Source organism: Streptomyces sp. NPDC001663 (assembly GCF_042893105.1).
GTDB lineage: Bacteria > Actinomycetota > Actinomycetes > Streptomycetales > Streptomycetaceae > Streptomyces.
Genome location: NZ_JBIAUR010000001.1, coordinates 273,496 through 299,668 on the forward strand (window position 1 = coordinate 273,496; position 26,173 = coordinate 299,668).

Annotated in this window: 21 protein-coding genes and 1 tRNA gene; 10 read left to right on the plus strand and 12 right to left on the minus strand. The window is 71.9% G+C overall.

Going from position 1 to position 26,173, the window contains the following annotated elements; genetic code table 11:
• Positions 1-2 precede the first annotated feature (2 nt).
• The 4 genes from ACFY1L_RS01305 to solA form a co-directional block, all read right to left on the minus strand.
• Positions 3-1,127 (minus strand): ABC transporter ATP-binding protein, encoded by a 1,125-nt coding sequence (locus ACFY1L_RS01305; protein ID WP_388816321.1) that lies wholly within the window; start codon positions 1,125-1,127, stop codon positions 3-5.
• Entirely contained in the window at positions 1,120-2,247 is a 1,128-nt protein-coding gene (locus ACFY1L_RS01310) for an extracellular solute-binding protein (RefSeq protein WP_388816323.1), read from the minus strand. The genes ACFY1L_RS01305 and ACFY1L_RS01310 overlap by 8 nt, the downstream gene beginning before the upstream one ends.
• A gap of 98 nt (positions 2,248-2,345) precedes the next feature.
• Positions 2,346-3,314, minus strand: coding sequence for a succinylglutamate desuccinylase/aspartoacylase family protein (locus tag ACFY1L_RS01315; protein ID WP_388818854.1), 969 nt, complete (start codon positions 3,312-3,314; stop codon positions 2,346-2,348).
• Positions 3,315-3,319: 5 nt separating this feature from the next.
• Entirely contained in the window at positions 3,320-4,453 is a 1,134-nt protein-coding gene (gene solA, locus ACFY1L_RS01320; protein WP_388816326.1) for an N-methyl-L-tryptophan oxidase, read from the minus strand.
• 176 nt (positions 4,454-4,629) lie between these two features.
• Between solA and ACFY1L_RS01325 the strand changes: the two genes are divergently transcribed.
• The gene (locus ACFY1L_RS01325; RefSeq protein WP_388818857.1) at positions 4,630-5,376 is read left to right on the plus strand and encodes an IclR family transcriptional regulator; all 747 of its coding nucleotides are present in this window, start codon (positions 4,630-4,632) and stop codon (positions 5,374-5,376) included.
• A 16-nt stretch (positions 5,377-5,392) separates the two neighbouring features.
• Here ACFY1L_RS01325 and ACFY1L_RS01330 read toward each other — a convergent pair whose 3' ends face one another.
• The 4 genes from ACFY1L_RS01330 to ACFY1L_RS01345 form a co-directional block, all read right to left on the minus strand.
• Positions 5,393-5,776: a VOC family protein gene (locus ACFY1L_RS01330; protein ID WP_388816329.1), complete on the minus strand. Its 384-nt coding sequence runs from the start codon at positions 5,774-5,776 to the stop codon at positions 5,393-5,395.
• Between the two features lie 29 nt (positions 5,777-5,805).
• A complete protein-coding gene (locus ACFY1L_RS01335) occupies positions 5,806-7,362 on the minus strand; it encodes an oxidoreductase (protein ID WP_388816332.1) in 1,557 nt (518 codons plus the stop codon).
• Between the two features lie 27 nt (positions 7,363-7,389).
• Complete coding sequence (locus tag ACFY1L_RS01340; RefSeq protein ID WP_388816334.1) at positions 7,390-8,829, minus strand: NAD-dependent succinate-semialdehyde dehydrogenase; 1,440 nt, start codon at positions 8,827-8,829, stop codon at positions 7,390-7,392.
• Between the two features lie 67 nt (positions 8,830-8,896).
• Positions 8,897-10,165 carry an aspartate aminotransferase family protein gene (locus ACFY1L_RS01345; RefSeq protein WP_388816337.1) on the minus strand — a complete coding sequence of 423 codons (1,269 nt, stop codon included), beginning with the start codon at positions 10,163-10,165 and terminating at the stop codon, positions 8,897-8,899.
• A gap of 227 nt (positions 10,166-10,392) precedes the next feature.
• On the opposite strand from ACFY1L_RS01345, the gene ACFY1L_RS01350 reads away from it, so the two are divergent.
• On the plus strand, positions 10,393-12,009 hold the full coding sequence (locus ACFY1L_RS01350) for a PucR family transcriptional regulator (RefSeq protein ID WP_388816340.1): 1,617 nt from the start codon (positions 10,393-10,395) through the stop codon (positions 12,007-12,009).
• A 101-nt stretch (positions 12,010-12,110) separates the two neighbouring features.
• Here the strand turns inward: ACFY1L_RS01350 and ACFY1L_RS01355 are convergent, their stop codons facing one another.
• A complete protein-coding gene (locus ACFY1L_RS01355) occupies positions 12,111-12,635 on the minus strand; it encodes a hypothetical protein (protein ID WP_388816342.1) in 525 nt (174 codons plus the stop codon).
• A 233-nt stretch (positions 12,636-12,868) separates the two neighbouring features.
• On the opposite strand from ACFY1L_RS01355, the gene ACFY1L_RS01360 reads away from it, so the two are divergent.
• From ACFY1L_RS01360 to ACFY1L_RS01380, 5 genes are all read left to right on the plus strand, one after another.
• A complete protein-coding gene (locus ACFY1L_RS01360) occupies positions 12,869-14,131 on the plus strand; it encodes an EfeM/EfeO family lipoprotein (protein WP_388816345.1) in 1,263 nt (420 codons plus the stop codon).
• Complete coding sequence (locus ACFY1L_RS01365; protein ID WP_388816348.1) at positions 14,128-14,583, plus strand: hypothetical protein; 456 nt, start codon at positions 14,128-14,130, stop codon at positions 14,581-14,583. Before ACFY1L_RS01360 ends, ACFY1L_RS01365 begins: the two co-directional genes overlap by 4 nt.
• Complete coding sequence (gene efeB / locus ACFY1L_RS01370; RefSeq protein WP_388816351.1) at positions 14,580-15,800, plus strand: iron uptake transporter deferrochelatase/peroxidase subunit; 1,221 nt, start codon at positions 14,580-14,582, stop codon at positions 15,798-15,800. Before ACFY1L_RS01365 ends, efeB begins: the two co-directional genes overlap by 4 nt.
• A 160-nt stretch (positions 15,801-15,960) precedes the next feature.
• Positions 15,961-17,844: a phospholipase C gene (locus ACFY1L_RS01375; protein ID WP_388816353.1), complete on the plus strand. Its 1,884-nt coding sequence runs from the start codon at positions 15,961-15,963 to the stop codon at positions 17,842-17,844.
• A 120-nt stretch (positions 17,845-17,964) separates the two neighbouring features.
• Positions 17,965-19,545 (plus strand): sensor histidine kinase, encoded by a 1,581-nt coding sequence (locus tag ACFY1L_RS01380; protein ID WP_388816355.1) that lies wholly within the window; start codon positions 17,965-17,967, stop codon positions 19,543-19,545.
• Here ACFY1L_RS01380 and ACFY1L_RS01385 read toward each other — a convergent pair.
• On the minus strand, positions 19,520-21,088 hold the full coding sequence (locus ACFY1L_RS01385) for a TRAP transporter substrate-binding protein (protein ID WP_388816358.1): 1,569 nt from the start codon (positions 21,086-21,088) through the stop codon (positions 19,520-19,522). The two genes, ACFY1L_RS01380 and ACFY1L_RS01385, sit on opposite strands and share 26 nt — an antisense overlap.
• 126 nt (positions 21,089-21,214) lie before the next feature.
• Here ACFY1L_RS01385 and ACFY1L_RS01390 point away from each other — a divergent pair, with 126 nt between their 5' ends.
• Both ACFY1L_RS01390 and ACFY1L_RS01395 read left to right on the plus strand, forming a co-directional pair.
• Positions 21,215-23,020 carry a sensor histidine kinase gene (locus ACFY1L_RS01390; RefSeq protein ID WP_388816361.1) on the plus strand — a complete coding sequence of 602 codons (1,806 nt, stop codon included), beginning with the start codon at positions 21,215-21,217 and terminating at the stop codon, positions 23,018-23,020.
• Positions 23,008-23,652: a response regulator gene (locus tag ACFY1L_RS01395; RefSeq protein WP_388816363.1), complete on the plus strand. Its 645-nt coding sequence runs from the start codon at positions 23,008-23,010 to the stop codon at positions 23,650-23,652. The genes ACFY1L_RS01390 and ACFY1L_RS01395 overlap by 13 nt, the downstream gene beginning before the upstream one ends.
• A 76-nt stretch (positions 23,653-23,728) precedes the next feature.
• On the opposite strand, the gene ACFY1L_RS01400 is transcribed toward ACFY1L_RS01395, so the two are convergent.
• Positions 23,729-23,802 (minus strand) — tRNA-Pro (locus ACFY1L_RS01400).
• A 74-nt stretch (positions 23,803-23,876) separates the two neighbouring features.
• A complete protein-coding gene (locus tag ACFY1L_RS01405; protein ID WP_388816366.1) occupies positions 23,877-25,325 on the minus strand; it encodes an MFS transporter in 1,449 nt (482 codons plus the stop codon).
• A 215-nt stretch (positions 25,326-25,540) separates the two neighbouring features.
• On the opposite strand from ACFY1L_RS01405, the gene ACFY1L_RS01410 reads away from it, so the two are divergent.
• Positions 25,541-26,119, plus strand: a complete 579-nt coding sequence (locus tag ACFY1L_RS01410; RefSeq protein ID WP_388816369.1) for a TetR/AcrR family transcriptional regulator — start codon at positions 25,541-25,543, stop codon at positions 26,117-26,119.
• Positions 26,120-26,173: the final 54 nt, after the last annotated feature.

The window sequence follows — 26,173 nt, forward strand, 5'->3', positions numbered from 1 at the left end:
GCTCACCGCCCGTGTCCCGGGTCGGCGAAGACACTGACGTCCGCGGGCTCGGCGTCCAGGCCGACGTGCTCGCCGAGGGCCGGGGCGCGTCCGGCGGGGAGTTCGAGCCGTACGGGATCGCCGCCGCCGGCCGGGCGGACGGTGACGCGGACGAGGGTGCCGACGTAGGTGACCGTCTCCACGGTCGCCGTACAGAATCCGTCGTCGGCGGGACACAGTCCGATCCGGCCGGGCTGGATGGCGGCCCGTACCCGTCCGGCGTCAAGGTCCGCCTGCGGGCGGGCCTTGAGCAGGCCGCCCGTGTCCAGGCGTACGAGGGTGTGGTCGTCCGTCCGCTCCGCCACGTGACCCGCGAGGAAGTTGGCGGCGCCGAGGAAGTCGGCGACGAACGGGGTGCGGGGGCGCTCGAAGAGTTCCCGCGGGGTGTCGAACTGGTCGATCCGGCCGTCCCGCATTACGGCGATGCGGTCGGAGAGGACGAGGGCTTCTTCCTGATCGTGTGTCACATAGATGACGGTGAGCCCGAGTTCCTGCTGCAGGCGCTTGATCTCGGTCTGCAGCTGGTCGCGCAGTTTCTTGTCGAGGGCGCCCAGCGGCTCGTCCATGAGGATCACCGGTGGCCGGTAGACCAGCGCCCGGCACAGCGCGACGCGCTGCTGCTGGCCGCCGGACAGTTCGCGCGGGCGGCGGCGGGCCATGCCCGCGAGGCCTGCCATGTCCAGGGTGTCGCCGACCCGGCGGCGCAGCTCGGCCTTGGGCACACCGCGCAGTTGCAGCGGGAAGGCGACGTTCTCCCAGACCGACATGTGCGGGAAGAGCAGATACTGCTGGAAGACGAATCCGAGGCCGCGCTTCTGGGGGGCCAGGCGGGTCACGTCACGGCCGCCCACGACGATGCTGCCGGAGTCGGGGTCGCAGAACCCGGCGATCATCATCAGGGTGGTGGTCTTGCCGGAGCCGGAGGACCCCAGGAAGGTGACGAACTCGCCCGCCGCGATCTCCATGGAGACCTCGTCGACGGCGGTCACGCCGCCGTAGGTCTTGCGAAGTCCCTTGACGGAGACGGGTTTTCCGGTGCCGGGTGGTGCAGCCTCCAACTGCTCTGGCCGTAGGTCGAGTTCAGGCATGCGTCCACTCCTGCCAGCGCTTGGAGACGGCGTCCTGGTTCTTGATCCACCACTCGACGTCCAGGTCGAAGCCGGACTCCAGATGCGCGGGCGAACTGGCCAGGTTGGCGGCCGTCTTCGAGGAGAGCTTCTTGTAGGCGGCGGGCACGGTCGGCGCCATCGGGTACAACTCGGCGTAGTGCGCCTGGACTTCGGGGCGCAGCGAGAAGTCGATGAGCTGGTAGGCGGCGTCGAGGTTCGCCGCGCCCTTGGGGATACCGAGGCCGTTGCTCTGCCGGCGAGCGCCGTTCCACTGGTAGGCCAGCGGGGCACCGCCCTTGATCAGGGCGTCGAGGCGGCCGTGCCAGACGCTGGAGGCGACGACCTCCTTGCGGCCCAGCAGGACGCCGGGCAGGGCGCCGGTGTCCCAGAACTTCTTGACGTCGCCCTTGATCGCGTCGAGGGACCTGAAGGCCCGGTCCACGTCCAGCGGGTACAGCTTGTCCGGGTCCACGCCGTCGGCGAGGAGCGCGAACTCCAGCTCGGGCAGGTCGGCGTCGACGGCCTGCAGGGCGCGGCTGCCGGGGAAGGCCTTGGTGTCCCAGAAGTCGGCCCAGGAGGAGGGCTTCTTCCCGCCGAAGGCATCGGTGCGGTACGCCATGACGCTGGCCCAGTAGTTCTTGCCCACCGCGTTGCCGGTGACCAGGGACTTGGCGATGCCCGCGGTCTTGAAGTTCTTCAGCCGGTCGAAGTCCAGCGTCTCGGTGGCGCCCTCCTTCTTGAACAGCACGAAGTCGGCCATCGAGTCGTCGATGACGTCGAACTGGGGGCGGCCCTGCTTGATCTGGGCGAGCATCTGCGCGTACTCGATGTTCACCACCTCGACCTTGATGCCGGTCTCCTTGGTGAACGGTTCGTAGACCGCCTTCTGGTTGGCGTCGCCGTAGGTGCCGCCGCTGTTGCGGACGACGAGCGTCTTGGAGCTCTTGCCGCTGCCGCCGTCGACGGACCGGCTGGTGCCGGTGCCGCATCCCGTGAGCGCGGTGGCGGCGATACCTGCGGCAACGGCGCCGACTCCGCGCAGGAACACTCTGCGGTCTGTCCGGACACCGCGCTGCGGAGCCGCAAATTGATTCGTCACCGGGGGCCTCCTGATGGTGCGAAACCTGGAATGGGGAGGTGTGGGGGATGCGTGCGGGTGAGTCGTGCGGGGGGGGGTGGACTACAGGGCCGGCCGGGTCAGCGGATTGCGGCGATGGCGGCCAGTTCGGTGTCGGGAGCGACCGTGAGTCCGTGCATCCCGTAGAAGACGCGTCCGCCTGCCGGGGCGTGGACCTTGTGCTCGCCACCGTCCGCCGGGTCGATGACGCGGCCGATGACCTGGCCCTGCGTCACGTCGTCCCCGGCGGTGAACTCCGGGTACCACAGGCCGGTGACCTCGGAGGTGACGCCGGCGACCCAGACCCATTCACGGACGGGCGCGCTCGCCCCGCCTTCGGGGGTCAGCATGCCGAGCCCGCGCAGCAGCCGGTACAGGCGGTCGACGAGGTGTCGTGCGGTGTCGGCGTCGCGTTCGCCGAGCTGTCCCGTCTCCACGAGGACGGAGGGGACACCCGCACGGGCGGCGGCCGCATGGCTGTTGCCGCCGTCGGTGGTCAGCCCGACGATTACGTCCTCGACGCCGAGCGAGAGTGCCAACTCCGCGCTCTTCGCGTCGAGTTGGGCGTCACCGGTGAGGCGGTAGCTGACGAAGTTCCGCAGGACCTCGTCGATGCCGCCGGCGTGCAGGTCGACGAAGGCGTCGGCGCCGTCGAGGAGGTGGGCGAACAGCCAGGCGGCCAGCCGTTCGGTGGGGCCGCCGTCGGGGTCGCCCGGGAAGACGCGGTTGATGTTCACGCCGTCGAGCGGGGAGACACCGAGGCGTCCCTGGTAGACGGCCGGCGGGTTGGCGACAGGGCAGACGATCAACTGGCCGTGCAGCTCGGCAGGTTCGAGGAGCGCGGCGAGCCGGGTGGCCGCGTCGATGCCGGTGAACTCGCCGCCGTGCACGCCTGCCGTGATCAGGACGCGGGGGCCGGGGTGGGCGCCGTTGACCAGGGTCAGCGGGATGTCGACGGTGAGGGTGCCCAGGTCGGCCGGGACGGTGCCGCGGGTCTTGGTGCCGGGCGCGGCGTGCAGGGCGCCGAGGGACAGCGGGCCGTGGGTCATCGCCGTCACGCCTCCGCCCGGTCGAGGGTGGAGATGAAGTCGACGGGCCGCGGCGAGGCCCCCTCCAGCGCCAGGTCGGCCGCGATGTCGCCCATGGCGGGCGAGAGTTTGAAGCCGTGCCCGGAGAACCCGGCCAGCAGCACCACGTTGTCGGCACCGGGCAGCGGGCCGACGAGCGGGCGGCTGCTCTCGGTGTAGCCCTCCATGTAGACGGAGAGCCGGATCGGGTCGGGGTGCAGGTCGGGCAGATAGCGGCCGAGCAGTTCGCTGAAGACGTCCAACTCCCCCGGTTCCACGGTCCGTTCGAGCCGGTTCGGGTCACCGGCCGGGCGGTGCAGGGCGCGGGACAGGCCGAGCTTGACGGAGACGCCGTCCGGGGAGGGCAGGCCGTAGCAGTGGGTGGGCGCGGTACGGATGAACGCCGGGCGCTCCTCGCCGGACCAGGCGTCGGTGGTGGGCACGTACCAGGCGTTGATGAGCCGCCGGATGTCCACCTCCCACGGCAGGTCCGGCAGCAGGTCGTTCACCCAGGGGCCGACGGTGACCACGGCCGCGTCGAACCGCTCGCCGCCCGTGTCGGTGCGGACCTCCACACCGTCGCCGACGGGCACGACCTCGCGGACCGGGGTGTAGCGGTGGATGCGGGCACCGAGCTGCTCGGCGCGGCGGGCGGCGCTGTGGATCGTCAACTCGGGCCGGATGAAGCCCGCGTGGCGGTCGAGGATCGCCGCGTCGCCGTCCTCGATCCGGAACTGCGGGAAGCGCTTGGCGAGCGCCTCGGCGTCGAGGACCTCGTGGTCGAGGCCGTGCTCGGCGACGGACTGCAGGACGGTGGCCATCTGCTGGTGCTCGGCGGGCCCCATCAGCATGCACCCCGTCAGGCGGCGCAGCTCGCGTCCGGTCTCCCGCTGGAGCTCCTGCCACAGGGCGTCGGCGTGCTTGAGCAGCGGGACGTAGCGGGAGTCCTCGAAGTGCGCGCTGCGGAAGATCCGGGTCTCACCGCCGCCGGCGCTGCGGTCGTGGCCCGGGGCGAACCGGTCGTAGCCGACGACCTCGGCACCACGGGCCGCCAGCCGCCAGGCGGCCTGACTGCCCATCGTTCCTACGCCGACGACGGCAACGCGCTTGCTGGCTGACACGGGGGTTCCTTTCGTACGCCGGGAGGGAGCACTGGGTGTCGGCCCCTTCGCGAGGACCGTGCCACATTGTGGAACGCTGTGCTAGAATCTGGCACGAGCTTGGCAGCGGCCTTCGGAGGGCGTCAAGGGGCCGTCTGCGAGGGACCCGCAGAGTTAACGGGGGAAATCAGATGGAAATGAAGAGCGTCACCAGGTCACTGCGCATCCTCGAGGCGGTGGCACAGCACCAGCCCGTGACCGTGGGCGAACTGACCAAGCTCTTCGGACTGCCCAAGTCGACCGTGCAGCGCACGTTGGTCACGTTGAACGAGGCGGGGTGGCTGCGGGCGAACCGCAAGGACACCACGCGCTGGGAGATCGGGGCGCGGGTGCTCGCCGTACGGCCGGCGGCGCTCCAGGGATCAAGCCTGTTCGCGGCCGCACGGGAGCCGATGATCCGGCTGCGGGACGCCGTGAACGAGACGATTCACCTGTCGGTGCCGGATGCCTTGCAGTGCATGGTGGTCGTGGACCGGGTGGACTCCGATCACGCGGTGCGGACGTTCCACACGATCGGGGACACCTCGCCGTTGCATGCCACGGCGACCGGGCGGGCGATTCTGGCGCACTTGCCTTCGGCGGACGTGGACGACCTCATCTCGCGCGGGCTGGAGAGGTACAGCGAGGCCACGCCGGCCGACGGGGGCGCCCTGCGGGCGGAGTTGGAGCGGGTGCGGGCTGATGGCTATGCCGTCAACCGCAATCAGTACCGGCCCGATGTGTGCGCAGTGGCTGCGGCGATTCTGGACGAGGACGGCGTGCCCCTGGCCGCGGTGGCCGTGTCCATGCCGGATTCACGCTACGAGCCCGAGCGGCTGCCGGAGTTGGGCCGCCTGGTCGTGGACACGGCGGCGGAGATAGCGGCACGACGGACGGGTGCGTGAGCTTGGACCACCGTCCCTATCCGTCGTCGCGGCACAGGCAGAAGGGGTGACCGGCAGGGTCGAACAGCACGCGCACGTTTTCCTGCGGTTGATCCGGCGCCGGCGACGCTCCCATGGCAACGGCCTCCGCAACCGCCTCGTCCAGGTCGTCCACCTGGAAGTCGAAGTGCATCATCGTCCGCTGCTCACCGTCCGCCGGCGGCCAGGTGGGCGGCCGGTATCCGTCCGCCTGCTGAAAGACGACGTAGACGGATCCCTCGGGCGGGGCGACGACGACCGTCCCGGGCTCCTCGTGCACGATCGGCCACTCCAGCAGTCCCGCGTAGAAACGGGCCAGGACACCCGGGTCCGGCGCTTCGACCGCAGTCCCCCACCACATGCCACTTGCTCGAGATCGCATGCTCGACCGTATCCCGGAAGGGACAGGTCCTAGCTCTTCTGCAGGGTGCGGGACACGCCCGCGATGACGGCCGTCGTCAGCACCCAGCCGAAGGCGATCAGGAGGTAGGACAGCCACTCGAGGGGGCCGTGCGACCAGTACCAGGCCGCGCGCTGGCCCAGACCACCGATCGGGATCAGCAGGTCGAGTGTGTACACGAGGGGCTGGAACCGGGGTCCTTCGCCCGCCTTCACAGCTGTGGGACGGCCGGCGCCGAACGCCAGGGTGCCCAGCAGGGTCAGCAGGAGAAGCCACACGCCGGCCAACCACGGCCGGTAGCCGTAGCCGACGGTCGCGTCGAGCAACCGCCCCCATACGCGGGCGGTCGGCTGCAGCGTGCGCCGCCGGTGACGCTGTTTGGCCAGCAGCACCCGGCGGGCGTCGTCGTCGTGGCCGGCCGTGCGGTACCAACTGGCCAACTGCTCATAGGGCTGGGGACTGTAGCCGGGGCTGCGTCGTATCCACCGCATGCGGTGGGCCACTGAGTCCGGCCGCCCCACCGCCTCCCGTCGCTCGCCCGCCACCGCCACCCTGATGGACCCGTAGACGAAGCCGTCCAGCTCCACCACGTCCGGCCAACTGTGCTCGTTGTCATGCAGGTACGACACCTGCGCGCCCCGCAGATCCACCGTGCCGGACGGCGGGCGGGCGAGGGTGAGGTCGAAGTCGACGGCCTGCATGAGCATGCAGACCAGGGCCGGGCCGTCACCGTCGGGCGGCCCGTTCAGGACGGCATCCTCGAAGGACAGATGGTCCGAGACGCGGGTACCGCGCAGGCGTACGGTGCCGTTCGCGGTGAATCCCCTTGAGAATTCGAGTGTGGAGGTCACGGCGTTGTCCAGGGCGAGGGCCACGCCGCGCGGGCCGGGGCGTTCCAGCTGCGCGCCCCGCATGAACAGCCCGCCCAGCAACTGTGCACCCAGCAGCCGGACTTCACCGTGCGCGACGAATCCGCCCCCGCAGAAGACACCGCCGTCCGTGACCAGACCACCGGCCGACAGAGCCCATCCCTCGGGTGCACTCAGCGTGGCCCCGTTGAGGATCACGCCGCCGGTCACATGGGCGTGCGTGAGGGACAGGGCGCTGATCTCCCGGTGGAAGGCGGAGACCGTACCGGTCTCGACGGTCGACCGGAGCAGGTCGAGGCGTCCCTCGATGCGGGTCGACCCCGCTTCGAGGCCGGGCACATGGCTGCCCGTGATCGCGACCGTGCGGGTCTCGGCCCCGAAGAGGTTCACGCCCTCCTCGAACCAGCAGTCCTCGAGCCAGAGGGGGTGACTGATCTGCGCACCGGCCAGGTTGAGGGGTCCGGAGATCCGGGCGCCGGCCAGCGTCAGCGACGCGACCACTCCGGGCTGCACCGCGTTGGCGTCGAGCAGCAGCGCCGCGATCACGGCGGCCCGAACCGTGCGTTCGGGCCCCCACCGCCCACCGTCGGCAACGCGGTCGTCCTCGGGTGACCCCGTGCGCAGGTCCACACGGCGCCCTTCGGGGAACGCGTCCCACAACTCACGTTCCGGTCGAGTCAACTCGTCGTAGGAGAGCACCCGTTCAGGGTAGTGATCTTCCGGGCGTCACCTCACCGGTATCGCCAGGTACTGGTACTCCAGGAATTCGTCGATCCCGATCCGCCCGCCTTCCCGGCCGAGCCCCGACTGCTTCACGCCGCCGAAGGGCGCCGCCGGGTTGGACACCAATCCGGTGTTCAGGCCGACCATGCCCACCTCCAACCTCTCGCTCACCCGCAGCGCCCGGTCCAGACCCTCCGTGAAGATGTAGCCGACCAGCCCCCAGGGGGTGTCGTTGGCCCGGCTCAGGACCTCGTCCTCGTCGTCGAAGGTGAGGATCGCGGCCACGGGACCGAAGATCTCCGTGTCCATCAGGCGGCTGTCGGGGGACACGTCCGTGAGGACAGTCGGGGGGTAGAAGCAGCCCGGGCCTTCCGGAGTGGTGCCGCCCACCAGTACGCGGGCACCTCGGGTCACCGCGTCGGCGACCAGGTCCTCGACCTTGGCCCGGCCCGCCGCGTCGATCAGCGGGCCCACGTCCACGCCGTCCCGCGTACCCGGGCCCACGACCAGCGCCCCCATGCGTCGGGCGAGGCGCTGGGCGAACTCCTCCGCCACCTCCCGGTGGACGAAGAAGCGGTTGGCGGCGGTGCAGGCCTCCCCCATGTTGCGCATCTTGGCGGTCATCGCGCCGTCCACGGCCACGTCCAGGTCGGCGTCCTCGAAGACGACGAAGGGTGCGTTGCCACCGAGCTCCATGGATGTCCGTACGACGGTGTCGGCGCACTGGGCGAGCAGCAGCCGGCCGACCTGGGTGGAGCCCGTGAAGGACAGCTTGCGGATGCGGCCGCCGCGCAGCAGGGGTTCGCAGACCTCGCCCGCACGGGACGTGGTGATGACGTTCAGGACGCCGTCCGGCAGGCCCGCCTCCTTGAGGATGCCGGCCAACGCCAGGCTGGACAGGGGGGTTTGCGGGGCCGGCTTCAGGACCATCGTGCAGCCCGCCGCGATCGCCGGGCCGATCTTGCGGGTGCCCATGGCGAGGGGGAAGTTCCACGGGGTGATCAGGAGGCAGGGGCCCACCGGCCGGCGGGTGAGCAGCATGCGGTTGCGGCCGTCGGGGAGGGTGCCGTAGCCGCCCTCGATACGGACCGCCTCCTCCGAGAACCAGCGGAAGAACTCGGCCGCGTACGCCACTTCGCCGCGCGCCTCGGCCACCGGCTTGCCCATCTCGGAGGTCATGAGGTGGGCGAGCTCGTCGACACGGGAGAGGATGATCTCGTGGGCACGGCGCAGGATCTCGCTGCGCGCCCGGGGCGCCGTACGAGCCCATGCCTCTTGCGCCTGTACGGCAGCGTCCTCCGCGAGCCGGGCGTCCTTCGGGCCCGCATCGGCCACCTGGCAGAGGATCTCGCCGGTCGCCGGGTCGTCGACGGGCATGGTGGCGCCGTCCGCGGCGTCCAACCAGGCGCCGCCGATGAACAGTTGCTTGGGTACGTCGGTCATGGGGTCTCTCCTGGTCGGTCGGCGGCGGGGGCGAGGGGTTCGGTGAGGTGGGCGGCGCGGCTGCCGGTCACCGGGCGGATGCCCCGGAGGTGCCCGCCTCCACCGCCGCCGCCCACGCCTCGAGCCCCGCGTCGACCCCCGCCTCGTCGATGACCAGCGCCGGAATCATCCGCACGACCTGGTTCCAGGCCCCGCACAGCAGCAGGAGCAGGCCCTCGTCGACGGCGGCCTTCTGCACGCGGGCGGCGGTCTCGGGGTCGGGGCTGCCGTCCTCGGTGACGAACTCGCTCGCGAGCATCAGCCCGAGGCCCCGTACGTCCCCGATGGCCGGTGTGCGTCCGGCCACCGCCTCCAGGCCGGCGCGCAGCCGGGCGCCCATCGCCTCGGCGTTCTCGACCAGCTTCTCGTCGCGTACGACGTCGAGCGTGGCGCAAGCTGCCGCGCAGGCAACGGCGTTGGCGCCGTACGTGCCGCCCTGCGAGCCCGGCCACGCCTTGCTCATCAGCTCCTCGGAGGCGGCGATCCCGGAGAGCGGGAAGCCGCTGGCCAGGCCCTTGGCGGTGATCAGGATGTCGGGGGTGACGCCGAAGTGGTCGTGGCCCCAGAAGCGGCCGGTGCGGCCCACGCCCGTCTGCACCTCGTCGAGGATCAGCAGGAAACCGTGACGGTCGGCCCGCTCACGCAGGCCCTCCAGGAAGTCGCGGGTCGCGGGCACGTAGCCGCCCTCGCCGAGCACCGGCTCGACGATGACCGCGGCGGTGTCGGCGGGCGACGAGATCGTCTGGAGCGTGTAGTCGAGCTCCTGGAGGGCGAAGCGGGTAGCGGTCTCCTCGTCCCAGCCGTAGCGGAAGGCCGTCGGGAACGGGGTGACGACCACTCCGCTCATCAGCGGGGAGAAGCCGGAGCGGAAGCGGATGCCGGAGGTGGTCATGGAGGCGGCGGCGACCGTGCGGCCGTGGAAACCGCCGTGGCAGACAAGGACGTTGGGGCGGCCGGTGGCCTGGCGGGCCAGCCGCAGGGCGGCCTCTACCGCCTCGCTGCCGGAGTTGGTGAAGAACAGGCTGTCCAGGCCGGCCGGCAGCACCTCGCCGAGCTTGTCGACCAGCCGCCGCAGCGGCTCGTGCAGCACCGTCGTGTACTGGCCGTGGACGAGGGTGCCCACCTGCTCCTGGGCGGCCGCCACGACAGTGGGGTGACAGTGTCCGGTGCTGGTGACACCGATCCCGGCGGTGAAGTCCAGGTAGCGGCGGCCGTCTTCGCCGTAGAGGTGGTAGCCCTCGCCCCGGGCCGCCACGACGGGGGTGGCCTGGCGAAGGTGCGGCGACAGTGCGGTCATGTCGGTCTCCTGACCCGTGCGGTGTCGACTGCTCCGTTCCTTCGAGCGTCCCGAGCGCCGCGGGCGACGACAACGCCTGAACTGTCCGGCCGGAGCACGGTGTTCGGACGTTGTGTCAACCACGACGGGCAGCAGTACGACGATTCGGGGCGCCGGGACGCGTGTCCGATGCCCCTTGCGCAGGTCAGCACCGCTTGTCACAGTGTCCGGGCAGCCAGGGAGGCCCCATGCGCGAGAACGCCGACACGGCGAGCCGGCCGCTCACCGTCGCCGACGTCCTGGCGCTGCCCGTCCTGGCCGCGGGGCAGCCGCAGGTCGTCGCCGGGGTGACCCGGCTCGACCGGCCGGTCCGCTGGGTCCACATCACGGAGCTGACGGACCCCGCGTCCTTCCTCAAGGGCGGCGAGCTCGTCCTCACCACCGGCATGCCGCTGCCCGACCAGCCCGCGGGCGTGCGCAGGTACGTGGACGAGCTCGCCGACGTCGGCGCCGCGGCCCTGGTCATCGAACTCGTACGGCGCTACCACCGCCCGCCCGACGCCCTCGTCCAGGCCTGCCGCACCCGCGACCTGCCGCTCGTCACCCTCGCTGAGGACGTCAACTTCCTCGAGGTCACCCAGGTCGTTCACACGCTGCTGCTCGGCAACCAGGCGGAGGCGATGCGCCGCACCCAGCGCATCCACGAGGCGTTCACCGCGCTGACGCTGCGCGGGGCGGGACCCGAGGAGGTGGTGCGTGCCGCGGCCGGGATGAGCGGCCGTACCGTCGTGCTGGAGAACCTGGTGCACCAGGCGCTGATCTGCGAACCGTCCGGCAGCACGGTCGAAGAGGCCCTCACCGGCTGGGAGCAGCGTTCCCGGGCCGTGCCGTCCCGCGACCGGACGGAGGTGTGCGGCCCCGAGGGCTGGCTCACCGCACCCGTGGAGTACCAGGGCGAACGCTGGGGGCGCGCGACCATGCTCCCGCCGCCCTCCCCCGCGCGGGCGGCCTTCGGGCCCGAGGACGTCACCGTGCTGGAGCGCACGGCGATGGCCCTGACCATCGCCCGCCTCATCCACACCACGCCCTGGGAACGCGCCGCCCACCGCGACGCCCTGCGCGAGCTCGCCGAACAGCGCCACCACTCCCCCGAGGACGCCCGCGCCCGCGTCGCCGCGCTGGGCCTGCCGGCCGAGGGCGGATTCGTCGCCGTACTGGTGGATCTGCGGACGCAGGACAACACCGCCGAGCCGGAGTCCGTGCTGTCCGAGGAGCTGCTGACCTCCGGGATGCCGGCGCTGGTCGGTGCACTTGCCTCCGGACGGGTCGGCGTCCTCCTGGCACTTCGCCACTACCAGCCCTGGCGGCCGACGGTCGAGCGGATCGCCCGCATCGCACTCGGCCTGGACCCCGGGGCGGTCGTCGGCGTCGGCTCCGAGGTCGCCGAACTCTCCGACGCCGCACGGTCCTTCCGCGAGGCCGGCCGCGTCGCCGAGTCGGCCCTGCCCGGCGCGCCCCTCCCCGACGGCCGCTCCTACCACGAGCTGTCCGACATCGGCCTGCGCCGGCTGCTGTACGCGCTGCGCGAGGACGTCCGGGTCCAGGACTACGCGGAACGGCAACTCGGCCGCCTCGTCGACCACGACGCCCGCCACGGCACGGACCTGCTCACGACCCTGCGCCACTACCTCGACGCGGCGGGCAACAAGACCACCGCCGCCCGCCGCGGCAACCTGTCCCGCGAGACCGTCTACCAACGCCTGCGCACCATCGAGCGTCTCCTCGACTGCGACCTCGAGTCGGGCGAACAACGCACCGAACTGCACGTGGCGCTGGCGGCGTTGGACGTGCTGCGGGCGCGCTGACTCGTCCTCGGTGACCATGCCGCCCGTAGAGGCACGGTCACCGAGGGCCGAGTCAGCGCGCCCAGTGTTCAAGAGCCCGCTGCAGGCTGTCGGCCCAGGGGTCAGCTGAGACCGAGGTCGGACAGGGCCGTGGTCCAGTCGGTGGCGATGGCGCTGCGCGCGTCGTCGAGGGTCACCGTGCCGTTGCAGACGGCCTTCTTGAGCTTGTTCTCCACGGAGTCCTTGCTGGAGGCGGTCTCGTCGCCGTACCGCGGCTCGGGCCACAGGTTCTTCTCGTCCCTGGGGGCGCCGCCGAGTTCCAGCGGGACCTGGTGGTCCTCCTCGTAGTCGGCCGTGCTGGTGTCCGAGTAGCCGTACTCGGCGATCTGCTTGACCTTCAGGGCGTTGGTGTACGACGTGGGAGGACGCACGGTGGCGGTCCAGCCGGACACGCATATCGTCGAGTCGATCGTGTCCTGTGTGACGTCCGGGTTGTAGGCGCCGGGCGTGCAGCTCGGGTCCGGCAGCGGCAGGTACTCCTGGGAGCAGCTCGCAGCGTGGGCGGTCGAGCCGGTGCCGATGATGAGACCGGCGACGGCCAGGGTGAGGGACGTGGTGGTGGCGGTGAGGCGGCGCGTGGCACGCATGGGGGGAACTCCCGCGGTTGGCCCGGGGATCCGGGCAGGCGTGTGCATGACAGCACCACGCGGCTCTATGCGGGTAGAACTGTTGGGCGAAGAATCGGTGAACGAGCCGAATTCTTGCCATCCCATGACGGCCGGTTGCCCAACCCCTGGTCCGTTCTTGAGAGTCTGCGGCCCGGCGGCCCGCTTAGGATCAACTGCGCCGCCGCGTTCGTACGACTTCCAGGAGGCCCGGCGTGCCGGAGACAGCAGTCGGCGCCGAAGCCGCATCCGGTCGCATCCCGCCTCCGCCCCCGCCCGGTTCCCGCCGGCGGCGCACCGCGCTGCTCGCCGGAGGCGCCCTGGTGGCGGCGGCCGCGGTGACGGCGGGCGTACTGGCCACCGGCGACTCCGGCGGAGACACCCATCGGGCGGGCACGGCCGACGGCCTGCGGCACACCACCGTCGAGGTCACCCCCGCCGGCTGCGGCCGCGGCTGGAGTCACCCCGCGTCCGGCCGCCAGGTTTTCGACCTGCGCAACACCTCCAGCACGGCGACCGAGGTGTATCTGACCGATCCGAAGACGGGCGCGGTCTACGGCGAGGTCGAGGGGCTCGCCCCGGGGACCGTCCGCCCGCTGCGGGTGACCCTCGGCAACGGCACGTACGCCTTCAAGTGCCTGCCCAACGACGCGGACGCCGTCACCGGGCCGACCGTCCGGATCACGGGCGGCAGCGCGAAGAGCGGTCCGGCCGCCGTCCCGGTGACCCAGCAGGACCTCATTCCGCCCACGCTCGCCTACCAGAAATGGATCCAGGCCCGCACGGTCGAACTGGCCCAGAAGACGGACGTGTTGCGCGCCGCTGTCGACCGCGGCGACCTCGCGGCCGCCCGCGCCGCGTGGCTGCCGGCGCACCTGGTGTACGAGCGGATGGGCGCCGCGTACGGCACCTTCGGCGACGCCGACGCGGAGATCAACGGGACGACGGCCGGACTGTCCGGCGGCGTGCGCGACACGGAGTTCACCGGCTTCCACCGGATCGAGTACGGCCTGTGGCACGGCGAGTCGGCGGACAGCCTGCGCGGCCCGGCCGACAAGCTCGCCAAGGCCGTGCACGCCCTGCGCAACAGCTGGCCCGACCAGCGGATGGACCCGGCTGACGTCGGCCTGCGCGCGCACGAGATCCTGGAGAACACCGTGCAGTTCGAGCTGACCGGCCGCACCGACTACGGCAGCGGCACCAACCTGGCCACCGCCCGCGCCAACCTCGACGGCACCCGCGTACTGCTCGGCTACCTGCGCCCCTTGCTGAAGACCCGCGACACGGGCCTGCCCGCCCTCGACTCATGGCTGAACCGCACACAGCACACCCTCGACCACTTCGGCCACGACGGCCACTGGACAGCGCTCGCCCGCCTGACCCGCACCCAACGGGAGAAGGTCGACGCCGACGTGGGCGAACTGGTCGAGCGGCTCGCGGATGTGGCGACACTCACCGATGTACGGAGGACTGCGTGAAGACGGAGGACGGGGTCGGGAGCGGAGGGTTCCTGACGGGCGCGGCGTCCGGGGCCATCACCGGGATGGCGGCCGGTGCGAGGCCGATGGCCGGCGCTGAGCTGATGGCGGGCGCCGGGCCGGTGGCGGGCGCCGGGCTCGTGACGGGTGCCGAGCCGGCGGCAGGCACCGGGCTGGTGACGGGCGTTGGGATGGTGACGAGGTCCGTGCCGGTGACGGACACCGGGCTGATGGCGGGCGCCGCGCCGAGGGCAGACTCCGGGCTGATGTCAGTTGCCGCCCTGGTGGGCGCCGATCGCAGCGAGCCCGCCGCGACCCAGGACCGCCACATGAACCCCGCCGACAACACCGGCCGCCGCGGCTCCGTCGCCAGCGCCACGGCCTTCACCGGCACCGGGCTGGTGACCGCCGCCCACGGCGAATCCGCCCACGCACAAAGGACCGCCACGTGAACCCCGAGAACAACATCGACCGCCGCGGCTTCCTCGCCAGTGCCGCGGCCCTCACCGGTGCCGGGCTCGTCGCCGCGGACCACGCCGCAGCCACCGCCGCAACGTCCCGCGAGAGCGCGAGTGTGCCCTTTCACGGGCGGCACCAGGCCGGGATTCTGACCCCGGCTCAGCGCGCCACGGTGTTCGTGTCCTTCGACGCCGCCGCCGAGAACCGCGGCGAACTCGCCGAGCTGCTGCGCACGCTGACCGATCGGGCACGTTTCCTCACCGCCGGCGGCAGCCCGGACGAGTTGGGCATCACCGCACCGCCCGCCGACTCCGGCACCCTCGGCCCGACCCTTCCGGCGGACGCGCTGACCGTGACGGTCGCCGTCGGTGCCTCGCTCTTCGACGACCGCTACGGCCTCGCCGGCCGCAGACCCCGTCGGCTGACCGCCATGCCGACGTTCCCCGACGACGACCTGGACGCCGCCTGGTGCCACGGCGATCTGAGCGTGCAACTGTGCGCCGGCAGCCAGGACACGGTGCTGCACGCCCTGCGGGACATCGCCCGGCACACGCGCGGCGGTATGCAGGTGCGCTGGCGGATGGACGGCTTCGTCAGCCCGCCCCGCCCGTCCGGCACCCCGCGCAACCACATGGGCTTCAAGGACGGCATCGCCAACCCCGAAGTGCGCGACGCCCGTTCGATGGACCGCCTGGTGTGGGTGGGCGCGGGCGGCGTCGAGCCCGCCTGGACGACCGGCGGCAGCTACCAGGTCGTCCGGCTCATCCGGATGCTGGTGGAGTTCTGGGACCGGGTGTCCATCACCGAGCAGGAGCGGATGTTCGGCCGCGCCCGCGACACCGGCGCCCCGCTGGACGGACGGCACGAGACCGACACCCCGCAGTACGCCCAGGACCCCAAGGGCGATGTGATCCCGCTGGACAGCCACATCCGGCTGGCCAACCCGCGCACCACCGCCACCGACGACCAGCGCATCCTGCGCCGCGGCTACAACTACGACCGGGGCATGGACGGCAACGGCAACCTCGACATGGGCCTGCTGTTCTGCTGCTACCAGCAGGACCTGGCCCGGCAGTTCGAGGCCGTGCAGAAGCGGCTGGCCGGCGAACCGCTGGTGGATTACGTCAGCCCCTTCGGCGGCGGCTACTTCTTCGCCCTGCCCGGAGTGCGGGACACCTCCGACTGGCTGGGACGCGCCCTGCTGGCCTGATCCCGCCTCGCCCATACCGGTCAAGAACACACAAAAAGATCATGAGACTTTCCTGACCGAACATTCGCTCGCCTGTCATTGCCCCTCACCCGCCCCGCCGCGAGCATTGCCCAGGATCCGGCCGTAGGTGGAACTCAGTGCTCCCGGAAGGCGAGACAGCATGATCGGCACAGGAAGAACCCCAGGCGCGCGGCGCCGGTTGAGCCGTGTGAGCGCCCTGCTCGGCGCCGCCGCCCTCGCGACCGCGGGCGGCGCCGCCCCCGCCTCAGCGGCGGCCGGGCACGGCGGCCACGGCACGCACACCGCGACTCCGATCAAGCACGTGGTGGTGATCTACGACGAGAACATCTCGTTCGACCACTACTTCGCCACCTATCCGAAGGCCGCCAACACCGACGGCACCAAGTTCAAGGCCGCGGCGCACACCCCGAAGGCCGACAACCTCCTCAACGCCGGGCTGCTGACGAAGAACCCGAACCTCTACCTGCCCAAGCGGCTGGCGAGTTCGCAGGCGATGACCTGCGACCAGAACCACTCCTACGGCCCCGAGCAGTACGCGGCCGACGGCGGCAAGGCCGACAAGTACGTCGAGAACACCGAAGTCAGCAAGTGCACCGGGCTCTTCGGTGAGCCCGGCCTGGTGATGGACTACTACGACGGCAACACCGTCACCGGCCTGTGGAACTACGCCCAGCACTACGCGCTGGGCGACCGCTCGTTCAGCTCGGTCTACGGCCCCTCCACGCCCGGCGCCCTCAACCTGATCTCCGGCCAGACCCACGGCGTCATCTCCGTCGACCCGGCCTCCGGCACCGAGAACCCGAAGCAGACGACGACTCCGGACTCGTACACCGTCCTGTCTCCGGACGCGAAGGGTGTCGGCACGCTCGTCAACGACCCCGACCCGGCCTTCGACGACTGCTCGGACAAGGACCACACCTCGACCAACGCGCTCGCGGTGATGCAGGGCAGGAACATCGGTGACCTGCTCAACTCCAAGGGCGTGAGCTGGGGTTGGTTCCAGGGCGGCTTCCGGCCGTCCACCGCGTGGGACGGCAAGCAGGGCGACTACGCGAAGTGCGACACCGCGCACACGAACGTCGGCGGCGCCTCGGCCGTCGACTACAGCCCGCACCACTCGCCGTTCGAGTACTACAAGTCGACGTCGAACCCGCACCACCTGGCCCCGAAGAACGTCGCCGAGATCGGGCACGCCGGCCGGGCCAACCACAACTACGACCTGACCGACTTCGACGCCGCCCTCAAGGCCGGCAATCTGCCCGCCGTGAGCTTCCTCAAGGCCGCCGAGTACCAGGACGGCCACGCCGGCTACTCCGACCCGACCGACGAGCAGCACTTCCTGATCAAGGAGATCAACGCGCTGCAGCAGTCACCGCAGTGGAAGTCCACCGCGGTCGTGGTCGCCTACGACGACTCCGACGGCTGGTACGACCACGTCACCTCGAAGGTGCTCAACGGCTCCAAGGACTCCACGGTCGGCTCCAACGGCAAGGCCCTCGACAGCCCCGCCTGTCAGGCCGGCCCGGCCGCCGCGGGTGGCTACGCGGACCGCTGCGGTCCCGGCACCCGTCAGCCGCTGCTGGTCATCTCCCCCTACAGCAAGGTCAATTCGATCGACCACACCGCCACCGAGCAGGCGTCGATCACCCGGTTCATCGAGAACAACTGGCACACCGGCCGCATCGGCGACGCCTCCTTCGACCAGCGGGCGGGCAGCCTGACCGGCATGTTCGACTTCGCGCACCCCAACAACAAGCAGGTGCTGCTGAACTCGGACGGCTCGGTCAAGTCGGTGAAGCGCATCCCGCACTACACCCTGACGGCCACGACCGCCTCCGCCGAGAAGGCCTACCCGCCGTATGTCCAGGACCTCAAGGCGCAGAACGTCGCCGCGGCCGGTTCCACCTCACCGGCCCTACCGATCGCCATCGCGGCCGCCGCACTGACGGCAGGCGCGACCGGCACGGCGCTCGCCCTGCACCGCCGCCGGAACCGTGCCGGGCCGGTGACCGCGGCCCGGTAGTCCCCACCACCCGGCGGCCGGTGCCGATCCGGCCGCCGGGCAGGTACGGCAGCCCGTCGCAGGTCGCCCGTCGTCGACTCGGACCGTGCGGTGGGCGGGTGACGGTGAGACGATCCGGTGGTGGCCGGGAGACTGACAAGGCCGGCAGCCGGGGCGGGCGCCGCTGTGGGCCTGACCGCCCTCGCGGTGCTCGCCGTGCGGTCGGACAGCGGGGCGCCGGGGGCTGCTGCGTGGCTCACCGCGCTGGATGTGGCGGTGGGTCTGGCGTTCGTCGCGGCCGGGGCGGTCGCCGGTGGGCCGCGCACCGAGCGTGGCCTGTTCTCGGCCGTCGGCGTGACCTGGCTTGCGGGCTCGGTCCTGCCGGCCGCGCGGACCTGGCACCAGGCCGTACTCGCCCTTGCGCTGACCGCGTTCCCGGCCGGCCGCGTGCGGGGAGCGGTCCAGGTGCTGCCGGTGGTCCTGGCCGTGCCGGTCGCACTCGGATTCGCCGGACAGCCCGGTGCCGTCGTCCTGTTCACGGCCGTCGCGCTGACCGCCTGGGCCGACCGACGCGCCGACCGGACGGCGCGTGGGTATCCGATGGCGGCGGCGGCCGTCGTGGCCGCGTCGCTCGCCGCGGCATTCGTCGTCTCCCGGCAATGGAGCGCGCAGTTCGATCCCGAGGCCGCCCTGTTCGGCTACGAACTCGTGCTGCTGCTGGTGGCGACCGCCTTCCCGTTCGCTGCCCGGTCCGCCGCCCGCGCGCGGGCGGGACTGGCCGACCGGCTGCTGGCCGACGTCCGTCTGTCGGGAGTCGAAGGGCTCTCCGCCGCCCTCGGTGAGGTGCTCGGCGACCCGGATCTGCTGGTGGGTCGCGGTCAGGACGCGCCGGACCCGCTCCCGGCCGACGGCCGCCGCGTGCTGACCGTTCCGGCCGGCGCGGACGGCGGCGACGCGGACCACCCGGTCGCCTTCGTCGTACACCGCAGTGCGGCCCTCGACGAGCCGCGCGTCGCCGCCGCGTTCACCGCTGCCGTACGACTGGCCGTGACGCACATCGGGCTGCAGGAGGAACAACGGCAGCGGCTACGGGAGTTGACCGCCGCGCGGGTGCGGCTGCTGGCCGCCGCCGACCGGCAACGGGAGCGGATCGCCGCCGAGTTGCGGGAGACGGCCGGCCTCCCGCTGCGCACCGCGCTGGCCCGGGTCGAGGCGCTGCGCCCGCAGTTGCACGATCCGGACGTGCAGGCCGCCCGGGACATCGCCGCCGGGGAACTGCGCGCCGCCGCCTCCGACCTCGCCGACCTGGTCGCCGGTGTCCCCCCGCTGGCCCTGGGCGGCGGGCGGCTGCGACAGGCGCTGCAGGACATCGCCCGCTCGAGTCCGGTGCCGGTCACCGTGGATGCCACGGCCGACGCGGTCGGCGACCGGGAGGCCGAAGCGGCACTTTTCTACGTGTGTTCGGAGGCGCTGGCCAACGCCGTGAAGCACGCGGACGCCGGGCGGATCGCCATCAGCGTGCGGCGTCGCGGACCGGAGATCGTGGCGGAGGTCCGCGACGACGGCTGCGGTGGCGCCGACCCGGCGGGTTCGGGGCTGCAGGGACTCGGCGACCGGGTCGCGACCTGCGGCGGCCGGCTCCGGGTGGACAGTCCGCCCGGAGCCGGTACGACGGTGACGGCCGCGGTGCCGGAACTCAGCCGATCTCCCGGTACGGCTTGATGACCCAGGACTGGGTGGTGCCGATGTCACCGATGAAGTCGAAGACGAGCTGCTCGTCGTCGAGCGACCACTTCAGCCGGTAGGGGGTGTCGAGCCCGCAGTGGTCCGGGCGGAAGGAGACGGGCAGTTCGCATCCGGTGAGCTTCGACAGCCGTTCGGCATTCGGCACGAAGGTCACCACGTCGCCGCTCCCGCGCAGGTCTCCGGCCTCGACGAGGGGCTGCTTGGGGTCGCCCGCTCCGCAGTCGTCGCCCGGCTCCGCCACGGGGCGGCACCTGACCTCGTACGTTCCGGAGCGGACCGTGAGGGTCCAGATGCCCGCCGGATGCGTGCCGGCGACGTCCCCGCCCGCGGCGTCGACGTCGGCCTTGGTGATCTCGGCGCGGTAGACGCCGTCGGGAATCGAGGCAACGGCGGTCGGCGACGTGTCGGCCGTCTTGCCCGAGGCGTCGCCCACACGGCACTTGGCAGGCAGGTCCAGCGGTTCGGGACCGGGATGCTTTTGGGCCAGTGTCTGGAGTTCGTGCAGCAGCCGCGCGTCCGCGGGGTCGGTGGCGAGCCGGTCCAGTACCGGACGGAACGCGGTGTGCAGTGCGGCGAGTTGCCGCCCGTCGGCGCGGGCGAACCGGGCACCCTTTCGGCACAGGTACTGTGCCGCAGGTGTCTCGTCGTGCGAGCTCGCGGTCGAGGCTTTGACCGCGGCCGCGGCTGCCTGCCGCACCCAGGTGCGCTGCTGCCCGCTGAGGCTGTCGTACCGCTTCTTGCTCAGGGACAGGACGAAGACCTTCGGCCACAGGACGACGTTCTCGGTGATGTTGCCGGCCTCCGTGGTCAGGCCGTTGTTCCTGTACTGGACGATGTCGAACTCCGAGCCCCGCAGGGTCCCGGCCGTGATCTGGTCGCCGAAGTCATAGCCGAGATCGACCGGGGTCGCGCCGAGGGCACGCATCGCCTCCTCCTGCACGGGCGAGTTGTAGACGCGGAACCGGATGCCGTTGAAGTCGGCCGGCGACAGCAGGGGCGCCTTCGCGGCGAACGGCCGGCGCAGCGGTCCCGCCGCCAGACCGAGCCCGACCACACCCGAACCCTTGAGCCGCGCAAGGTATTTCCCGGCGAGAGGCCCGGAGACGAGGGCCCTCTCGCCCGCGTAACTGGTGATGGTCATGGGTGCCTCGACGGTTTCGAGGCCTTTGACGCCGGCTTTCGCGAAGGCCCGGGTCGCGGGCCAGCCGCCGTCCACTTTCCCCGCGGCGATCGCCTGTACGAGGTGGGACTCGGCCTGTGCCGCCCGCTGACCGTAGTCGGTGGTGACCTCGGCTTTCAGCCGTCCGCCGGAGACCTTTGCCAGTTCGTCGACGAACGTCTGCGGACCGGAGCCGTGAAGGCTGGTCTTGATCTCTGCGTCGATGGTGGCGAGCTTCAGCACCGTGGTGTCGCCGCCGGTCTTGTCGGAGCCCGATGCCGTCTGGCAGGCCGCGAGCAGCGACACGGCCAGTGCCAGGGCCAGCGGTGGGACGGCGAAGCGCCTGTTGTGTGCGTCCATGGCAGCCTCCTGTTCCAGTGCTCCGACCGTAGGGACGCCGCGTGGGTGTGCCGACCGTGCCACCTCGTGGCATCGATGGGGGTAACACTGCACCCAAGGTGTCCCCGTTGTGCTGGAATGCGAGACATGGCCACCTCACCGGGCGCCACTGTGCCGTATCCGCTCGGCCTTGCCGATACGGCGGACGGCGTGCGCGGGACCAGGCGGGCGACCGTGTCCGCTCTTGTGGCGACGGCCGTCGCCGTGGTCACCGCCGGAGCCTCCTACGCCGTCGGCAACGGCGGCGAGTTGGGGCCCTTCGGCGTGTACGCGCCCCCGGTGTGGGCCCTGCCGACCCTGTTCGCGGCCGCAGCCCTGGCCGTGACCGGCGTGTGGGCGACCCGCGGCCGGCAGCCCGCGGCGTCGTCCGGTCTGGCGCTGGCCGTCGCGGCCGCGCTCCTGCCGTTCTGGGCGGGCTGGGACTGGCTTCCGGCGTCGGCCCGCAGCGCCTTGCTCGCCACGTCGCCCTTCGTCGTTGCCGGGCTGGCCCGGGCCGTGGTGCGGCTGTCGCCGCGTCCGGCGACCAGGGCCGTGCGCCGGGGCCTGTGCGCGGTGTTCGTGTTCGCCGGTGCTGCCGCGCTGGTGCATCTGCTGGGCTACAACCCGTTCGCCGATCCCGGGTGCGCCCGCGTCTGCCAGGACGTACGGCCTTTTCTCGACGGGACGTTGGCACCGCGCACGGCGGTGCTCCTGACCGGTGTGCTGACCAGTTGCGCGGCGGTCGCCGCCCTCGCGACGGTCGCGGGATCCGGTGTGCCGGGGGTGCCACGCACGGCGGTGGCGGCGGGCCTCGTGGCGCTCGGCACGTCCGCGGCCACCGCGTGGCAGGGGACTCGCTGGGGTGAACCCGCCTCGCCGGCCCGGCAGTTGGCGCAGCCGGTGGCCGTCGCGCTCCTCGCGTCCGTACTGTGCGCCGCGGCGGTGCGGACGACGGCGGCGCGGGTGGATCTCGGCCGCCTCGCACACCGCCTGTCCGGCCCGGAAGCCGCCGTGACCGGGGTGGGCGCCGGGGTGCGCGGCGTCCACTTCGCCATGCCCGGCACGCCGGAGGACCAGCTGCGGTGGATCGATGTCTCGGGCCGTGAGGTGGCCGCCGAGGCGCCGGACAGACCCGTCGTCCTGGCCGACGACACCGGACGACCGGTCCTGCGGCTGCTGCTCGCCCGGCACGCGGACGCAGATGATGCGCTGGCCGGGCTCGCCCCCACGACCAGACTGGCGTTGGGCAACGCCCGGCTGTCCGCGGTCCTGCGGGCACGCCTGGCCGAGATCCGGGCCTCGCAGCGGCGCGTGGTGGCCGCGAGCGACGCCGAGCGGCGGCGCCTGGAACGCGATCTGCACGACGGTGTCCAGCAGCGGCTGGTCAGCGCCGCGCTCCACCTCAAGGTCGCCGCGTCCGCCATGGCGCCCGCGCAGGCGCTCGCCCTGGCGGACGCGGAGGTCGCCGTGCGCGACGCTCTCGCCCAACTGCGCCGGGTCGCCCATGGCTCCTTCCCCGGTGTCCTCGCCGACGAGGGGCTCGACGCCGGGCTCGAAGACCTCGCTGCGGCCTGCGAGATCCCCGTGACGGTCGACAGCAGGACCCGTATCGAGGGCGACACGGACGCTGCGCCGGCCGCCTACGCCGTCGTCGCCGCCGCCCTCGAAAGCGCTGCCCGCCGCCCCCGGGCCGACCATGTCGCGGTGTCGGCAGTGGGCGCCGACGGCACACTCACCGTGCGGGTCGCGATCACCGCGAGCGGCACAGCCCGCCGACCCGGCGCGGACGACCTTGCGCTCACCGACGCCGCGGACCGGGTGGGGGCGACGGGAGGAGAGTTCACCGTGGCCGGCACATCGCGGGACGGCGTCGTGGTGACCACACTGACGGCGGTGATCCCATGCAGGTCGTAGTGGCCGACGACGTCATGCTGATCCGGTCCGGCCTGGCTCGGCTTCTGTCCGACGCCGGCGTGCAGGTCGTGGGCGAGGCCGCCGGGCCGGACGACCTCCTGCGCCTGGTCGCGCTGGAACGGCCCGACGCGGCAATCGTCGACATCCGCATGCCGCCCACACACACCGACGAAGGGCTGGTCGCCGCCCGCCACATCCGCGAACGCCACCCCGGCACAGCCGTCGTGGTGCTCAGCCAGTACCTCGAAGTCCGGTACGCCCAGCGCCTGCTCACCGACCAGACGGAAGCGGTCGGATACCTGCTCAAGGAGCGGGTGTCCGACATCGCCGTGCTCGTCGACGCGCTCCGGCGCGTCACGGACGGCGAGTGCGTCATCGACCCGGCCATCGTCTCCCGCCTCATGCGGCGCCGCCGCCCGGACTCACCGCTGTCCCGGCTGACTTCCCGCGAGAACGACATCCTCGCGTTGATGGCCGAGGGGATGTCGAACGCCCGGATCGCCGGCGAACTGCGCATCAGCGAGCGCACGGTGGAGGCGAACTGCGCCCACCTCTTCCGCAAACTGGGTCTGGCACCGTCACCGGACGTCAACCGCCGGGTCCTCGCCGTGCTCACCTTGCTGCGCGGCTGAAGCCGCGGCCACCGCCGGAACACCCACACGAAGAAGGGCCCCCGCAGGCTCTCGCCCGCGAAGACCCTTCGCACCGTCGGGACGACAGGATTTGAACCTGCGACCCCTTGACCCCCAGTCAAGTGCGCTACCAAGCTGCGCCACGTCCCGGTGCACTTCCCGCGGCGAACCGCGGGATCACGCAGGTCAACCTTACCTTACGTGCACCGGTGTTCCGGCCGGGCTCAGCCGCGAGTGCCGGACGCCATCGCCTCCGGCTCCGTGACCGCCGGGCCGTCGGCGGCGCGGGCCGGGCCGGTGAGGCGTGTCCGGGTCACCGGGACCAGCAGCGCCGCCAGCGCCGCCGCCAGGCACAGCACCGCCAGCAGCGCGAAGCCGTGGGTGTAGCCGGAGGCGTACGGCAGGCCGGAGGGCTGGAGGTGGCCGGTGACCAGAACGCTGGTCACGGCGGCGCCGATGGAGCCGCCGATGGTGCGGATGTTGGCGTTCATGCCGGTCGCCGCGCCGGTCTGGGAGGCCGGGACGCTGCCGACGATCAGGTTGGCCATCGAGGCGAAGGCCAGTCCGATGCCGAGGCCGAACACGCCCGAGACCAGGGCGACTTGCCACTGCGCGGAGTGCCAGAGGGCGAGGAGGCCCAGGGCGAGGGCGCCCAGCGCGGCACCCGCTGTCAGCAGTGCCTTCGCGCCGACCACCGGTTCCAGGCGGCCGCTGAGGATGCCGGAGCAGAACATCGCCACCAGCATCGGCAGCATCAGCAGGCCGGAGGCCGTGACGCTCGCGCCGAAGCCGTACCCCGCGGAGGCGGGTGTCTGGACGAAGGCCGGCAGGAAGGACCACAGCGAGTACATGCCCGCGCCGAACAGCAGGGCGGCGGTGTTGGTGGTCCACACGGCGGGCAGCCGCATCACGTGCAGGTCGATCAGCGGGGTGCGGGAGCGGGCCTCGGCCAGCAGCCAGACGGTGAACAGTAGCGCGGCCGCGGCGAACAGACCTACGGTCCGGGCCGAGCCCCAGCCCCACACGCTCGCCTGACTCAGCGGCAGCAGCAGGGTCACCAGCCAGGCCGATAGCAGGCCGGCGCCCAGCCAACTGACCTTGCCCTCGGCCCTGTTGGGCGACTCGGGAACGTAACGCAGGGCGATCAGCACATTGATCGCGACGACGCCGACGGGGATCCAGAACAGCCAGCGGTAGTCGAGCGCGGACACGATCGGTCCGGCCGCGACGATGCCGACGCCGCCGCCCGCGGCGATCACGGCGGACAGGTTGCTGATGCTGCCGCTGACCTCGGACGGGGCGAACTCGTCGCGGATGATGCCGAAGGAGAGCGGGAAGAGCGCGCCGCCGACGCCCTGGACCACCCGGGCGACGATCAGTACGCCGATGGTCGGGGCGAGCGCGGCCAGCAGACAGCCGAGCAGCACGACGAACAGGACGGCGACGAGGGTGCGCTTCTTGCCGATCAGGTCGCCGACGCGGCCGAGGATCGGGGTGAAGACGGAGGCGGACAGCAGGTAGGCCGTCATCACCCAGGTCGCGGTGGACTGGGAGGTGTGCAGCGCGTGCTGGACCGTCGGCAGGGCCGGCGCGATCAGCGACTGCAGCATGGCGAACACACCGGCACCGGTCGCGAGGACCGCGAAGGTGAGACGGGTGGACTTGCGGGGCATGAAAAGGCCTCTCCGAACGAACGGGGTGCGGCCGAGGTTCTCGGGCCACGGTCGTGCGGGCCCGGTGCGCCGCTCGAGCGGCACGGGCACGCCGACGGCCGCGGTGAGCGGTCGCGGAAAGGTACGGGGCGCCTCGCACTGCTAAAGTGGAGGCATACCTCCACTGTAGCGGAGGCTAACCTCCGGTTCAACTTTTACCGCCCCGGGAGGCAGCAGTGACGGCTCAGCCGTTCCCCGTCCGCGAGATCGTGGCGTCCCGCCGACCGCACCGGAAGGACGCGGCGCGCAACTACGACGCCCTGCTGGGCGCGGCGCGCGAGGCCTTCGCCGAGCACGGCGCCGACGCGTCCCTGGAGGACATCGCGCGCCGTGCGGGCGTGGGCATCGGCACCCTGTACCGGAACTTCCCGTCCCGCCGCGAGCTGTTCGAGACCGTGTACGCGGACGAGGTCAACGAGCTGGTCCGGGTCGCCGAGGAGGTCGCCGGCCTGGAGCCGTGGGAGGCACTGACCTCCTGGCTGACCCGCTTCACCGGCTACATGGTGACCAAGCGGGCCGTCCGCGAGGCGCTCGACGACGAGTCCGAGATCTTCGACGCCTGCCGCGAGTCGATGTACGCCGCCGGCGGTCCGCTCTTCGAGCGGGCACAGAAAGTCGGGGCCGCCCGCAAGGACATGGACTTCGGTGATCTGCTGCGCCTGGTCGCGGGCATCACCGGCACGGTCTTCGTCGACGACGCCCAGCGGGACCGGGTGCTGGCGATCGCGCTGGACGGGGTCCGGGCGACGCACTGAAGCGATTGCTCGTCAGGTGCAGCAGGCGGTCCCGAGCGCCTGAGAGCCCGGGAC